Origin of the sequence: Oceaniglobus trochenteri (assembly GCF_020529025.1) — a bacterium.
GTDB lineage: Bacteria > Pseudomonadota > Alphaproteobacteria > Rhodobacterales > Rhodobacteraceae > Oceaniglobus > Oceaniglobus trochenteri.
Genome location: NZ_JACNMM010000002.1, coordinates 462,664 through 477,228 on the forward strand (window position 1 = coordinate 462,664; position 14,565 = coordinate 477,228).

General features: G+C 65.2%; 14 protein-coding genes. 12 read left to right on the forward strand and 2 right to left on the reverse strand.

The genetic code is table 11. The features are described 5' to 3' along the window. Positions 1-87 precede the first annotated feature (87 nt). From H7828_RS02460 to lpdA, 12 genes are all read left to right on the forward strand, one after another. A complete protein-coding gene (locus H7828_RS02460; RefSeq protein WP_226779350.1) occupies positions 88-1,827 on the forward strand; it encodes a coiled-coil domain-containing protein in 1,740 nt (579 codons plus the stop codon). Between the two features lie 232 nt (positions 1,828-2,059). Further along, positions 2,060-3,253 (forward strand): ADP-forming succinate--CoA ligase subunit beta, encoded by a 1,194-nt coding sequence (sucC, locus tag H7828_RS02465; RefSeq protein ID WP_226779351.1) that lies wholly within the window; start codon positions 2,060-2,062, stop codon positions 3,251-3,253. 4 nt (positions 3,254-3,257) lie between these two features. Beyond that, positions 3,258-3,839, forward strand: a complete 582-nt coding sequence (locus H7828_RS02470; protein ID WP_226779352.1) for a hypothetical protein — start codon at positions 3,258-3,260, stop codon at positions 3,837-3,839. Beyond that, on the forward strand, positions 3,836-4,336 hold the full coding sequence (locus H7828_RS02475) for a hypothetical protein (RefSeq protein WP_226779353.1): 501 nt from the start codon (positions 3,836-3,838) through the stop codon (positions 4,334-4,336). The genes H7828_RS02470 and H7828_RS02475 overlap by 4 nt, the downstream gene beginning before the upstream one ends. A gap of 70 nt (positions 4,337-4,406) precedes the next feature. Continuing rightward, the gene (locus H7828_RS02480; RefSeq protein ID WP_226779354.1) at positions 4,407-4,700 is read left to right on the forward strand and encodes a hypothetical protein; all 294 of its coding nucleotides are present in this window, start codon (positions 4,407-4,409) and stop codon (positions 4,698-4,700) included. 45 nt (positions 4,701-4,745) lie between these two features. Next, positions 4,746-5,627 carry a succinate--CoA ligase subunit alpha gene (gene sucD, locus H7828_RS02485; protein ID WP_226779355.1) on the forward strand — a complete coding sequence of 294 codons (882 nt, stop codon included), beginning with the start codon at positions 4,746-4,748 and terminating at the stop codon, positions 5,625-5,627. 211 nt (positions 5,628-5,838) lie between these two features. Then, entirely contained in the window at positions 5,839-6,357 is a 519-nt protein-coding gene (locus tag H7828_RS02490; protein ID WP_226779356.1) for a DUF805 domain-containing protein, read from the forward strand. Then, positions 6,354-9,317, forward strand: a complete 2,964-nt coding sequence (locus H7828_RS02495) for a 2-oxoglutarate dehydrogenase E1 component (protein WP_226779357.1) — start codon at positions 6,354-6,356, stop codon at positions 9,315-9,317. Before H7828_RS02490 ends, H7828_RS02495 begins: the two co-directional genes overlap by 4 nt. Positions 9,318-9,320: 3 nt before the next feature. Then, entirely contained in the window at positions 9,321-10,859 is a 1,539-nt protein-coding gene (gene odhB / locus H7828_RS02500) for a 2-oxoglutarate dehydrogenase complex dihydrolipoyllysine-residue succinyltransferase (RefSeq protein WP_226779358.1), read from the forward strand. Positions 10,860-10,937: 78 nt separating this feature from the next. Continuing rightward, complete coding sequence (locus tag H7828_RS02505; protein ID WP_226779359.1) at positions 10,938-11,201, forward strand: DUF3303 family protein; 264 nt, start codon at positions 10,938-10,940, stop codon at positions 11,199-11,201. Continuing rightward, positions 11,198-11,593 carry an MAPEG family protein gene (locus H7828_RS02510; RefSeq protein ID WP_226779360.1) on the forward strand — a complete coding sequence of 132 codons (396 nt, stop codon included), beginning with the start codon at positions 11,198-11,200 and terminating at the stop codon, positions 11,591-11,593. Before H7828_RS02505 ends, H7828_RS02510 begins: the two co-directional genes overlap by 4 nt. Positions 11,594-11,681: 88 nt before the next feature. Then, entirely contained in the window at positions 11,682-13,070 is a 1,389-nt protein-coding gene (gene lpdA, locus H7828_RS02515) for a dihydrolipoyl dehydrogenase (RefSeq protein ID WP_226779361.1), read from the forward strand. A gap of 153 nt (positions 13,071-13,223) precedes the next feature. On the opposite strand, the gene H7828_RS02520 is transcribed toward lpdA, so the two are convergent. Next, positions 13,224-13,874: a GntR family transcriptional regulator gene (locus H7828_RS02520; protein ID WP_226779362.1), complete on the reverse strand. Its 651-nt coding sequence runs from the start codon at positions 13,872-13,874 to the stop codon at positions 13,224-13,226. Then, positions 13,871-14,560, reverse strand: a complete 690-nt coding sequence (locus H7828_RS02525) for a M48 family metallopeptidase (protein ID WP_226779363.1) — start codon at positions 14,558-14,560, stop codon at positions 13,871-13,873. The genes H7828_RS02520 and H7828_RS02525 overlap by 4 nt, the downstream gene beginning before the upstream one ends. Positions 14,561-14,565 lie beyond the last annotated feature (5 nt).

The window sequence follows — 14,565 nt, forward strand, 5'->3', positions numbered from 1 at the left end:
CGCCCTCGGGGTGCGCTTTTCGCTCCCCTCTATCACGGGCGCCGGATCGGGGCGCCGAGAGCTGCTCAAAAGGGGAGACATCGAAACATGGCGGATCAGGAAAAATCCAGTGGCGGGTTCAACGGGACGACAGGCATAGCCGTCGCCGTGGCCGTCGTCGGCTGGCTTGCGGCACTCTATCTGTTCGTTCAGCAGAACCGCATGTCGGACGAAGTGACGGCCGCGCTGTCGCAACGCGACGCGGCCACCCAATCCCTTGAAGAGCAACGCAGCGCCTCTGGCAGTGTCGAGGATTTGAACACCCAGATCGCGGAACTGACGCCCGAGGTCGAGGAGTTGACCGCCCAGCGGGACAGCGCGCAGGAAAATGTCGATGCCCTGAGCGCCGAGGTTGCCGATCTTGAAGCCCGCCAGGGCGATCTGCAAAGCCAGCTTGAAACCACCCAGGCCGAGGAACAGGCCATCCAGGACGAACTGGCCCCCCTGCGCGAGGAACTTGCCGGTTTCGAAGACCGCAGCGCCGAGTTGCAGAAAACCATCTCTGAGCAGAACGATGAGCTGACCGAGATCAACGCCCGCGTGGAAGAGGCCCGTGCCCGCGAAGCCGAGCAGCAGGAGGCCCTGTCGCAGATGAGCGACGAGACCGCCCGCCTGACCGAAGAGGCCGCCAAGACCGAAAGCAGCCTGAACGAAGCCCGCAGCGAACTGGCCGAGGTCAACGAAAAGCTGACCGCCGCCCGTGACGAAACCGCGACCCTGACCGCGCAATCCACGACCCTGACCACCGAGGTCGATCAGGCCACCAAGCGCCTCGACAACCTGACGAAGGACGTGGCGGCGATCGAAAGCCAGCGCACCGAGTTGCAGTCGACCCTGACGGAACTGACCGAATCTGTCGCTGACCGCTCCAAGAAGCTGGCCGAAATCGAACGCCGCATTTCCTCGGAGATCTCCGAGGATGGCGCTGCGGCCCCGGGCACCGATGAAAAGGCGGCGCCTGCCGAGACTGAGGCTGGCAAGACCGATGCCGCCAAGGGCGATGAAGAGAAGTCGAAGAAGGCCGATGAGGTGAAGGATCAGTCCTCGGACGAGGGCGTTGCCGCCAAGGAAGGCGACGCGGCCAAGGATGAGGCCGCCGGGTCGGACGAGGCGAAGCAGGAGGCTTCGGATAAAGCCGAGGGCACCAAGACAGACGATGCCGCGAAGGCCGAGGAAGGCAAGACCGAAGGCACCGACGAACCTGCCAAAGCCAAGGAAGAAGAAGCCGGCAAAACCGACGCCACGCAGGAAAACGCACCCAAGGCTGACGACGCCAAGGAAGAAGCTTCCACCGAGTCGGACAAGGCGAAGAATGATGCCTCGGGTGAATCCGATGCGGCCAAGGGAGATGAAGCCCCCGAGGCCGAGGACGCGAAAGGCGAAGCCGAAAGCGATGCCAGCAAGGAAGACGCCAAGGCCAATGAGGCCGAGGCAGAAGCAAGCGCTGACCCCGCCAAGGACGAAGCCGCAGCAGACAGCGGCGAAGCCCAGGATGGTGCCGCCACGGTTGCCCCCGGTCGCTATACGGCTGACGGCGTGACGGCCCAGCTTTCCGAAGACGGCACCTTCCAGATGGCGACGGACGAGGAAGCCGAGTGGCTGAGCGGCAAATACACCCTTGACGGCACGACCCTCACCCTCAGCGATCCCGCGGGCAGCGGCCCGACCGACGCCTTCCCGCTGGAATGCGAAATCGAGGTGTCCGACGCGGGCTTTGCCATCGCCGATGAGGGCGAAAGCTGCGCCCCCCTTGCGGGCAAGCAGTTCGCCCCTGCCCAAGCGCAGTGATGCCGCACGATGCTGGCCCAAGGCCGCGTCAGATTGCAGAATGCTCCCGAAGGGACCGCGCGAATCACCCGCCCGGTCCCTTCCTCTTTTGTGATCACAGCATTTGAGCGTGTGATCACAAAAGCGGGATTTTCCGCCAATTCACCCTGCCGGTTGCAAATACCCCTTAAACCCTTTCGCAACTCATGCCATGCACAAGACAACCGACAGCCATGACAAGGGACCGCATGCCATGAACATTCACGAATATCAGGCCAAGGCCCTGCTACGATCCTACGGTGCCCCGGTCAGCGACGGGCGCGCCGTCCTGCGTGCCGAAGAAGCCAAAAGCGCAGCAGGCGAACTTGACGGACCGCTCTGGGTGGTCAAGGCCCAGATCCACGCCGGCGGGCGCGGCAAGGGCAAGTTCAAGGAAGCCGACGCCGGCGACAAGGGCGGTGTCCGCCTGACCAAATCCGTCGCCGAAGCCGCCGAAGAGGCCAAGAAGATGCTGGGCCGCACCCTGGTGACCCACCAGACCGGCCCGGCCGGCAAGCAGGTGAACCGCATCTACATCGAAGACGGCAGCGGCATCGAAACCGAACTTTATCTTGCCCTGCTGGTCGATCGCCAGACCAGCCGCATTTCCTTTGTCTGCTCGACCGAAGGCGGCATGGACATCGAAGAGGTCGCCGCATCGACCCCTGAAAAGATCCTCTCTTTCGCCGTCGATCCCGCCTCGGGCTATCAGGCATTCCACGGGCGGCGCATCGCCTTTGCCCTGGGGCTGTCGGGCCAGCAGGTCAAGCAGTGCGTCGGGTTGATGGGGCTGCTCTACAAGGCCTTCGTCGAGAAGGACATGGAGATGCTCGAGATCAATCCGCTGATCGTCACCGACAAGGGCGATCTGAAGGTGCTGGACGCCAAGGTTTCGTTCGACGGCAACGCCGTGTACCGCCACGCCGACATCGCCGCCCTGCGCGACGAGACCGAGGAAGATTCCAAGGAACTGGCAGCAAGCAAATACGACCTGAACTATATCGCGCTGGATGGTGAGATCGGCTGCATGGTGAACGGCGCGGGCCTGGCCATGGCAACCATGGACATCATCAAGCTTTACGGCGCCGAGCCGGCCAACTTCCTGGATGTCGGCGGTGGTGCCACCAAGGAAAAGGTGACCGAGGCGTTCAAGATCATCACCAGCGATCCGAACGTGAAGGGCATCCTGGTGAACATCTTCGGCGGCATCATGCGTTGCGACGTGATTGCCGAGGGCGTTGTTTCGGCGGTCAAGGAGGTGGGCCTGAAGGTGCCGCTGGTGGTGCGCCTGGAAGGCACGAACGTCGAGGAAGGCAAGCGCATCATCAACGAAAGCGGGCTTGACGTGATCGCCGCCGACGACCTGCGCGACGGTGCCGAGAAGATCGTGAAGGCGGTGAAGGGCTGAAGCGATGCGGGCGGCATCCCTCCTGACGGCCTTGGCGCTTGCCGCTCCGGCGGCGGCGCAAGAGGCATCGCGCGCGGATGCCGCCTGGGATGTTTTTCTCAAGACATGTCCGGCAGCGCTGAGCGACCCCGAAACATTTGCGAAATCCCTGCCCGTCCCCGGCCCGGTTGGCGAAAAGGTGTTCTTTCAGACCGATGACGGCAGATCGGCCAGCATCGACACCCTGATCGAAGGGCAGCCTGTCAGCGTGTCCATTGTCGCCGTCGGCACCCGCGAAGAGCGCACTTGCACGCTCAGCCTCAACGACATGACGGGCAGCGCTCCTGACATGAGAACCGCGCTCTTGCACGAAGTGTTCCTGCGGCGGACGGCGGCCCTCCCCGATCTCGACATCGTCGGCGGCCCGATGAACAAGGACATACCGGTGGGCGCACCGATGAACACGATCTTCCCCAGCGACGATCACCACGAATACTGGATCGCCGGATTGCTGCCTGGCACCGATGCGCTGGCTATGGTGGTTCTGGGCGATGGCTTTCTGACCCTCTATCTCGATCGGACCCTTCGTCGCGAGGACGGATCTTGACGGCACAGGCAGCATACGGGCTGGCCCTTGCGGTCAGTCTTGCAGGCAGCGCCGCCCACGCGGGCGAGGCGCGTGATGCCATCCGCGCCTTCAATGCCCATTGCTTCACCAAGGGGATGACGCAGGAGCAGGCCGAGCGGCGGATGCGCGAAACGTCGGGCACACCGGCAAGCGCCCCCCTGCCCTTCACGCTCACCTTCTATGACACCACCATCGCCCCCGCGCCCGGTGCCCATCCGGGCACTGACCGGCGCTGCGAAGTCACTTTCGATGGCGATCACACCGCCGAGGCCATCGCGGCCCTGCGCGAACAGATGCAGACGCCGCCGGTTTTCGGCACGGCCGGCATGCTGCCGCCTACCCATGCGCCCGAAGCGGGCACCGCCCTGATCGAGGGGCGCGATCTGCCGCGCGGACGGCGCGCCGTCGTCCATGTGACCCTGCGCAACGGCCGGACCGCCATCGGTGTCGACCGCCTTTCCCCGGAGGTGAACTGACCATGGTCCGGAACTCTGCCCTGTCTCTTCGGATTGGTCCCCTGCACACCACGCAACAGGGAACAGCACCATGACCCCCCAACCGAAGATGAACCCCCTGCTTTGGGGCCTGGCGATGCTGGGCATTGGCCTTGCACTTCGCCAGTGGCGCCCCGCCGCCCTTACCCTGCCCGACCGCCCCCGCACCGAAGGCCGCGACAAGGGCCTGGCGCGCGCGGCGCGGCACACGCGCGACGGCGTCGCCACCGTTCTGCCCGGCAACCTCACCGGCTCCATCGGGCGCTCTCTCATCCTGGCGGGGGCCGGGATGATCGCCCTGCGCGCCCTCGATCTGCTGGTCGAGGATGACGATGCGCTTTTCTGACACCCACAGCCTCGGCTGATCCATTTCACCGACCAAGGAACCAACATGGCCATTCTCGTAGACGAAAACACCAAAGTCATCTGTCAGGGCTTCACCGGCAGCCAGGGTACGTTCCACAGCGAACAGGCCATCGCCTATGGCACGAAAATGGTCGGCGGTGTGACGCCGGGCAAGGGCGGCCAGACGCATCTTGACCTGCCCGTGTTCAATTCCTGCCACGAAGCGGTGGCAAAGACCGGCGCCAATGCCAGCGTCATCTACGTGCCGCCCCCCTTCGCCGCCGATTCCATTTTGGAAGCGATCGACGCCGAGATTCCGCTGATCATCTGCATCACCGAGGGCATTCCGGTGCTGGACATGATGCGCGTCAAGCGCGCGCTGGAAGGCACCGCAAGCCGCCTGATCGGCCCCAACTGCCCCGGCGTCATCACCCCCGACGCATGCAAGATCGGCATCATGCCGGGCCACATCCACAAGCGCGGCAGCGTCGGTGTTGTTTCGCGCTCGGGCACCCTTACCTATGAGGCCGTGAAACAGACCAGCGACAGCGGCCTGGGCCAATCGACGGCCGTGGGCATCGGCGGCGACCCCATCAAGGGGACCGAGCATATCGACGTGCTGGAAATGTTCCTGGCCGACGAGGAAACCCAGAGCATCATCATGATCGGCGAAATCGGCGGCAGCGCCGAAGAGGAAGCCGCGCAGTTCCTGGCGGACGAGCGCAAGAAGGGCCGCTGGAAGCCCACCGCGGGCTTCATCGCCGGGCGCACCGCCCCTCCGGGCCGTCGCATGGGCCATGCCGGCGCCATCGTCGCCGGTGGCAAGGGCGGCGCCGACGACAAGATCGAAGCGATGAAATCGGCCGGCATCACCGTGGCCGACAGCCCCGCGGGCCTCGGCGAAGCCGTGCTGAAGGCCATCGGCTGAGCGCCATGTCGATGAGGGAAGCGGCCATATCCTTCGCTGCGGCACGCGTCGCCCGGGCCATGCCCGTGGCGCGCGGCCGCCAGTGCTGTATCGCGCCCCTCACCGACACCCGGGGCCGCCCCCTTGGCCTCGCCAGGGCCCACCTGGCTGGCATCCCGTCCCGGGCCTGCGGGCCCGCCCCGTTCATCGAAGGGCACCGGAGCATCCTGTCATGACCTTCCAGCAGTCCGTCAAAACCTGCTTTCGCAAGTATTTCACCTTTTCGGGCCGCGCCCCGCGCAGTGAATACTGGTGGTTCATGCTGTTCATCATCCTGGCCTCGATTGTTCTGGGCGTGCTCGATGCCCTGGTGTTCGGGGCAGGTTCCATCACCACCACGCCCGACACGGTGGCCGTCGAATCCGACGGGCCTCTGGCCAGCCTGTTCAGCCTGATCGTCCTGATCCCCACCCTTTCGGCGGGGTGGCGGCGGATGCATGACACCGGACGCAGCGGGTTCTACCTGCTTTATCCGCTGATCGTGACCATCGGCATCAGCATGGCCATCGCCTTTTTCGGCGGCTTCGGCATGTTCGACGATGGCACCGCTGGCGGTCTGGCCGCCATCATCCTTGTTCCCGCGATGATTGTTTTGGCGATATCGCCCCTGCTCGTGCTTTGGTGGCTGACCCGGCGCAGCCAGCCCGGCACCAATGTCTACGGTCCCAACCCCCATGAGGTGCAACAATGACCGACCAGTCCCCGAACGACGTTTATCACGCCTCCAGCTTCATGCAGGGGCACAACGCCGAGTATCTTGAACAGCTTTACGCCCGCTATGCGAACGATCCTTCGGCGGTCGACGAAAGCTGGCAGGCCTTCTTCAAGACCCTGGGAGACACCCCCGACGAGGCCCGCGCCGAAGCGGCCGGCCCGAGCTGGGCGCGCGCCGACTGGCCGCCGCAGCCCGCCGACGACCTGACGGCGGCACTTGACGGGCAGTGGCCCGCAGCCCCCCAGGCCGAGGCGAAGGCCGCCGGTCAGAAGATCGCCGCCAAGGCCGCCGAAAAGGGCGTGAGCGTCAGCGACGAGGCGATCAAGCGCGCCGTCCTGGACAGCATCCGCGCCCTGATGATCATCCGCGCCTACCGGATTCGCGGGCATCTTGCGGCCGATCTCGATCCGCTGAACCTGCGCGATGAGACCGCCCACCCCGAGCTTGACCCGAAGTCCTATGGCTTCACCGAAGCCGACATGGACCGCCCGATCTTCATCGACAACGTACTGGGCCTCGAAATCGCCTCGATGCGCGAGATCACGGATATCGTGAAGCGCACCTACTGCGGCACCTTCGCCCTGCAATACATGCATATCTCCGACCCCGAGCAGGCCTCGTGGCTGAAGGAACGCATCGAAGGCTACGGCAAGGAAATCGCCTTTACCCGCGAAGGGCGCAAGGCGATCCTGAACAAGCTGGTCGAGGCCGAGGGTTTCGAGAAATTCCTGCATGTCAAATACATGGGCACCAAACGCTTCGGCCTGGACGGGGGTGAATCCCTGATCCCCGCGATGGAGCAGATCATCAAGCGGGGCGGCAACCTGGGCGTGCGCGACATCATCATCGGCATGCCCCACCGGGGCCGTCTGTCGGTGCTGGCCAACGTCATGCAGAAGCCCTATCGCGCGATCTTCAACGAATTCCAGGGCGGCAGCTTCAAGCCCGAGGATGTCGATGGCTCGGGCGACGTGAAATACCACCTTGGCGCCTCGTCCGACCGCGAATTCGACGGCAACACGGTGCACCTGTCGCTGACGGCCAATCCCAGCCACCTCGAGGCGGTGAACCCCGTCGTCCTGGGCAAGGCCCGCGCCAAGCAGGACCAGTTGAACGACAGCGAGCGCACGAAGGTTCTGCCGGTGCTTCTGCACGGTGACGCGGCCTTTGCCGGCCAGGGCGTCGTGGCCGAGTGTTTCGCCCTTTCCGGGCTGCGCGGCCACCGCACGGGCGGCACCATCCATATCGTGGTCAACAACCAGATCGGCTTTACCACGGCGCCGCATTTCTCGCGCTCATCGCCCTATCCCACCGACAACGCGCTGGTGGTCGAGGCGCCGATCTTCCACGTCAACGGCGACGACCCCGAGGCGGTGGTCCATGCCGCCAAGGTGGCGACCGAGTTCCGCCAGAAGTTCCACAAGGACGTGGTGATCGACATGTTCTGCTATCGCCGCTTCGGTCACAACGAGGGGGACGAACCGATGTTCACCAACCCCCAGATGTACCAGAAGATCAAGAAGCAGAAGACCACGCTCACGCTCTATACTGACCGCCTGGTGGCCGACGGCCTGATTCCCGAGGGCGAGATCGAGGATGCCAAGGCGCAGTTCCAATCCTACCTGAACGACGAGTTCGAGGCCGGCAAGGAGTACCGCCCCAACAAGGCCGACTGGCTGGACGGGCGCTGGTCGCACCTGGACAAGCAGGGCAAGAAGTACCAGCGCGGCAAGACCGCCATCGACAAGAAGGAATTCGATGCCATCGGCAAGGCGATCTCGACCGCGCCCGAGGGTTTCGCCATTCACAAGACCGTCGATCGCCTGCTGGAAGCCAAGAAGCAGATGCTGGAAAGCGGCGAAGGCTTCGATTGGGCCACGGCCGAGGCACTGGCCTTCGGTTCGCTGCTGCTTGAGGGCTATCCCGTGCGCCTTTCGGGCCAAGACAGCGCGCGCGGCACCTTCTCGCAACGCCACTCGGCGCTGGTGAACCAGAACGACGAAGACCGCTACTATCCGCTGAACCACATCCGCGAGGGCCAGGCCCAGTTCGAGGTCATCGATTCGATGCTGTCGGAATATGCGGTTCTTGGGTTCGAATACGGCTATTCGCTGGCCGAACCCAACGCGCTGACCCTCTGGGAGGCGCAGTTCGGCGATTTCGCCAACGGCGCGCAGATCATGTTCGACCAATTCATCAGTTCCGGTGAATCGAAATGGCTGCGCATGTCGGGGCTGGTCTGCCTGTTGCCCCATGGCTACGAAGGGCAAGGCCCCGAGCATTCGTCGGCACGGTTGGAGCGGTTCCTGCAGATGTGCGGCCAGGACAACTGGATCGTCGCCAACTGCACCACCCCGGCCAACTATTTCCACATCCTGCGCCGCCAGTTGCACCGCAGCTATCGCAAGCCGCTGGTTCTGATGACGCCCAAGTCGCTGCTGCGCCACAAGATGGCCGTCAGCCGGGCCGAGGAATTCCAGACCGGCAGCAGTTTCCACCGGGTGCTGTGGGACGATGCCCAGCACGGGAATTCCGACCTGGCGCTGAAACCCGACAGCGAGATCCGGCGCGTCGTCATGTGCTCGGGCAAGGTCTATTATGACCTTCTGGAAAAGCGTGACGAGGCGGGGCTGGACGATGTCTATCTTCTGCGCCTTGAACAGTTCTATCCGTTCCCCGCGAAATCGCTGGTGAACGAGCTTGAGCGGTTCAAGGGCGCCGAGATGATCTGGTGCCAGGAAGAGCCCAAGAACCAGGGCGCCTGGAGCTTCATCGAGCCCAACATCGAATGGGTGCTGAGCCGCATCAAGGCCGACACCACCCGCCCCGAATACGCCGGGCGCCCGGCCTCGGCCTCGCCTGCGACGGGGCTTGCCTCGCAACACAAAGCACAACAGGCCGCGCTTGTGGCCGCCGCACTTGGCCTGGAAGGATAAGATATGAGCACCGAAGTCCGCGTTCCCACACTGGGCGAATCCGTCACCGAAGCCACCGTCGCCACCTGGTTCAAGAAACCGGGCGACAGCGTGGCCGTCGATGAAATGCTGTGCGAACTGGAAACCGACAAGGTGACCGTCGAGGTCCCCTCGCCCGTCGCCGGCAAACTGGCCGAACTGGTCGCCGCCGAGGGTGATACCGTCGGCGTCGATGCCCTGCTGGCCACCATCGCCGAGCACGGCGACGCCGGCCCCGAAGAGGTGACCCCGAAGGGCGAGGAGAAATCCGGGCAGAAACCCGAACAGAAATCCGCCCCCGCAAAGGCCGAGGCGCAGAGCGTCGACATCATGGTGCCCACCCTGGGCGAATCCGTGACCGAAGCCACCGTTTCGACCTGGTTCAAGAAGACCGGCGACAAGGTCGAGGCTGATGAGATGCTGTGCGAGCTGGAGACAGACAAGGTTTCGGTCGAGGTGCCCGCCCCCGCCGCCGGCGTGCTGGGCGAAATCCTTGCCAAGGAAGGCGACACCGTCGAGGCGGGCGGCAAGCTGGCCACGATGAGCAGGGGTGGCGAAGGCCAGCCCGATTCGGTGGCCGCCGGAACGCCCGAGACCACCGAACACCCGGGCGGACGCGGCGATCAGGGCGGCAAGGACGTGGAAGACGCGCCCTCGGCCAAGAAGCTGATGGCCGAAAAGGGCGTTTCGCGTGATGATGTCACCGCCACCGGCAAGGATGGCCGCGTGATGAAAGAGGATGTGCTCAACGCGCTCTCATCGGGCGCCAAGGCTTCCTCTTCGCCCGCGCCCGCCCCCCGCGCGCCTGCCCCCGCCGCCGATGCCGACCGCGAGGAACGGGTCAAGATGACCCGCCTGCGCCAGACCATCGCCAAGCGCCTGAAGGACAGCCAGAACACCGCGGCCATGCTGACCACCTACAACGAGGTCGACATGACCGAGGTCATGGCATTGCGCAACGAATACAAGGACTTGTTTCAGAAGAAACATGGCGTGAAGCTGGGCTTCATGTCGTTCTTCACCAAGGCCTGCGTGCATGCCCTGAAAGAGGTGCCCGAGGTCAACGCCGAAATCGACGGCACCGATGTCGTCTACAAGAACTTTGTGCACATGGGCATCGCGGCGGGCACCCCCACCGGCCTTGTGGTGCCGGTCATCCGCGACGCCGACGCCATGTCCTTCGCCACGATCGAGAAGAGCATTGCCGAGATGGGCGCCAAGGCCCGCGACGGCAAACTGTCGATGGCGGAAATGCAGGGCGGCACCTTCACCATCTCCAACGGCGGCGTCTACGGCTCGCTCATGTCCTCGCCCATCCTGAACCCGCCGCAATCGGGCATCCTGGGCATGCACAAGATCCAGGACCGCCCCATGGCGATCAACGGCAAGGTGGAAATCCGCCCGATGATGTACCTGGCCCTGTCCTATGACCATCGCATCGTCGACGGCAAGGGCGCGGTGACCTTCCTTGTGCGCGTCAAGGAAGCGCTGGAAGATCCGCGCCGGTTGCTGATGGATCTGTAAGGGTCCGGGCGTCTCCATACGTGTTCGGGGCGCGATTATGCACCAGGCAGTCGCGCCCCGGATAGAAAGGCACAGGAAATGCAACTCATTCTTCGCCAGAAGACGACCGATCCCGCAGCCTGGGAAAGCGCGTTCGCATCGGACCGCGAGAATCAGGCCAACGCCGGGCTGAATCTCCTGCAACTCTGGATCGACGCTTCCGATAAGGGCACCCGCTGGGCGCTGTTCGAAGTATCCGACAGGGATCAGGCGCAATCCTGGGTCGACACCGTACAGTCTGGCCTTCTGGACAAACGCGCAGCTGTTACCAGTTCCGAGTTTCATTTCGTGGAAACCGCATGACCCCCGAACTCACCGCCCTTACCCTCGCCGCCCTGCTGCAATGCCTGCAATTCGTGCTCTTCGCGGTGCCGGCGAACCTGGAACTCGGCTCGGGCTATACCACCTCGGCCCGCGACCGGCCGCCGTCGCGCGAGATGTCGGCGCGCACAGCCCGCCTGGGCCGCGCACTGTCCAACCATTTCGAGGGCCTGATCCTCTTCACCATCGCCGTTGCCGTCACCCAGATGTCGGGCCAGAACGGCACCCTCTCGGCCCTCTGCGGCTGGGTCTACCTGGCCGCCCGCGTCCTCTATGTGCCCGCCTATGCCCTGGGCCTGCGCCCCTGGCGCTCGCTCATCTGGAGCATCGGCTGGGGCGCCACCCTTATCATGCTGATCGCGGCCCTCCTTTGACTTCTTCTTTGACCGAAATACTCCGGGGGGAGGCCTGAAAGGCCGGGGGGCCGCGCCCCCACCCCGACGCAACGAAAGGAAACGCCCCATGTCCTCCTACGATGTCATCGTCATCGGCTCCGGCCCCGGCGGATACGTCTGCGCCATCCGCTGCGCGCAACTGGGCCTGAAGACCGCCTGCGTCGAGGGGCGCGACACCCTGGGCGGCACCTGCCTCAACGTCGGCTGCATCCCCTCCAAGGCGCTGCTGCACGCCACCCACATGCTGCACGAGGCCGAACACAACTTCGCCGCCATGGGCCTGAAGGGCAAATCGCCCAGCGTCGACTGGGCCCAGATGCAAAGCTACAAGGCAGACACCATCGCCCAGAACACCAAGGGCATCGAATTCCTGTTCAAGAAGAACAAGGTCGACTGGATCAAGGGCTGGGCCAGCATCCCCGTGGCGGGCAAGGTGAAGGTGGGCGACGAGGTGCACGAGGCGAAGAACATCGTCATCGCCTCGGGCTCCGAGGTCGCTTCCCTCCCCGGTGTCGAACTTGACGAGAAGATCGTGGTCTCCTCCACCGGCGCGCTGTCGCTGAAGAAGATCCCGAAGAGCCTGACGGTGATCGGTGCCGGCGTGATCGGCCTGGAAATGGGCAGCGTCTACAGCCGGCTCGGGGCCGAGGTGACGGTGGTCGAATACCTTGACGCGATCACCCCGGGTATGGACGGCGAAGTGCAGAAGCAGTTCAAGAGACTGCTCGAGAAGCAGGGGCTCAAGTTCATCATGGGGGCGGCCGTGCAGGGGGTCGAAACCTCGGGCGGCAAGGCGAAGACCACCTACAAGCTGAAGAAGGACGACAGCGAACACACCATCGACTCCGACATCGTGCTACTGGCTACGGGCCGCAAGCCGTTTACCGATGGCCTGGGGCTCGACGCGCTGAACATCACCACCACCAAGCGCGGGCAGATCGAAACCGACGATCACTGGGCCACCAATATCAAGGGCATCTATGCCATCGGCGACGCCATCGAAGGCCCCATGCTGGCCCACAAGGCCGAGGATGAAGGCATGGCCGTGGCCGAGGTGATCGCCGGCAAGCAGGGCCATGTGAACTATGGCGTGATCCCCGGCGTGATCTACACCCACCCCGAGGTTGCCAATGTCGGCGCGACGGAAGAGGCGCTGAAGGATCAGGGCCGCGCCTACAAGGTGGGCAAGTTCTCCTTCATGGGCAACGGCCGCGCCAAGGCGAACTTCGCCGCCGAAGGCTTCGTGAAGCTGCTGGCCGACAAGGACACCGACCGCATTCTCGGCGCCCATATCATCGGCCCCATGGCCGGCGACCTGATTCATGAGATCTGCGTCGCGATGGAGTTCGGCGCCAGCGCCCAGGACCTGGCCCTGACCTGCCACGCCCACCCCACCTACAGCGAAGCGGTGCGCGAGGCGGCCCTGGCTTGCGGCGACGGGGCAATCCACGCCTGAGGCATGAGCATTCCGGCGCGGCCCCGTCCGCGCCGGTCCGTCCATTCCCGGCCCGTCCCAAGGGGCGCCTCCCCACCCGCTCCCCCATCTTTGGTCCTGCAAATATCCTCGGGGGGGTCGGCGCAGCCGACGGGGGGCAGACAGCCCCCCCTTCTAGGCCAGCAACAACCGCAACCCCTGGGTCACATCCGTGCGCACCGCCAGGCGCAGCCCCGGCTCGTCTCCTGCTCGCAGCGCGGCAACGATCAGGCGGTGGCCCGATGGCACCTCGGTGCGCCGCAACCGCCCGTAAAGCTTGCGCATGGTCGGCCCCAGTTGCAGCCAGACTGTTTCGCACATGGCCAGCATCGCGGGGGCCTGGGCGCGCAGGTACAGCGTGCGGTGGAATTCCAGGTTGGTGCGGATATAGCCCACAGCGTCATGCCGTGCGATCACCTCGGCCATGGCGCCGTTGATCACCTGCAACCGGTCGATCAGCGCGATATGCGCCCGGGGAAGGGCACGCGAGGCCAGCTCCACCTCCAGCAGCGCCCGCAACGCCCCCAGTTCCTCGATTCGCTCGTTGCTCAGCTCGGGCGTCGACACCCGCCCCGACGAGGAAATGGTCAGCGCGCCCTCGGCCGCCAGGCGGCGCACCGCCTCGCGGGCCGGGGTCATCGACACGTCGAACTGGCGGCCGATTCCGCGCAGGGTCAGCGCCACGCCGGGCGCCATCTCGCCGTGCATGATCTGCCCGCGCAGGCTGCGATAGACCCGGTCGTGGGCGGCGCCTGCCGGTTCCGTGCTGCGGGGGGGCGGGGTCATTCGCGAAAGATCCAGCGGTGCAGGCTTGCGCCCTCACGCCGCAACCAGGCCCGCGGGGCGGCATAGCCGGGCATCAGCCGCGCCACGACGGCCCAGAAGGCCGGTGAATGGTCCATCCGCTCAAGATGCGCCACCTCGTGGGCCGCGACGTAATCCAGCACCTCGGGCGGCGCAAGCGCCAGCCGCCATGAAAACATCAGATCTCCCGCCGAGGAACAGGACCCCCAGCGACTGCGCGTGTCGCGCAGCGTCAGTTTGCCGTGGCGGCGGCCCAGGGCCGCGCCATAGCGTTCAGAGGCTGCCAGAAGCGCGCGCCGCGCCTCGGCCTTCACCAGGGCCTCGGCCCGCGCCCCGGCCCCCTGCCCCATGGGCACCAGAAGGCGCGCGCCCTCAAGCCGGGGCGCGCGCACCCTGGCCTCTTCCACCGTCACCTCACGGCCCAGCAGAGGCAGGGCGACACCGGGCGCAACCACCACCCCCCCCGGACGGCGCGCAAGCTGGCGGCGAATCCAGTCCTCCTTCTGGCGGACGAATCCCATGGCCTCGGCCTCGTTGCCGCGCCGTGGCAGGGTCAGCGTCACCTTGCCGTCCAGCCCCGACACCCGCAGCGAGATGCGTCGCGCCCGGGGCGAACGCCGCAACGTGATGTCGATCGGGGGGTTGCCGGGCAGCACCGCCTGGGCCATATCCA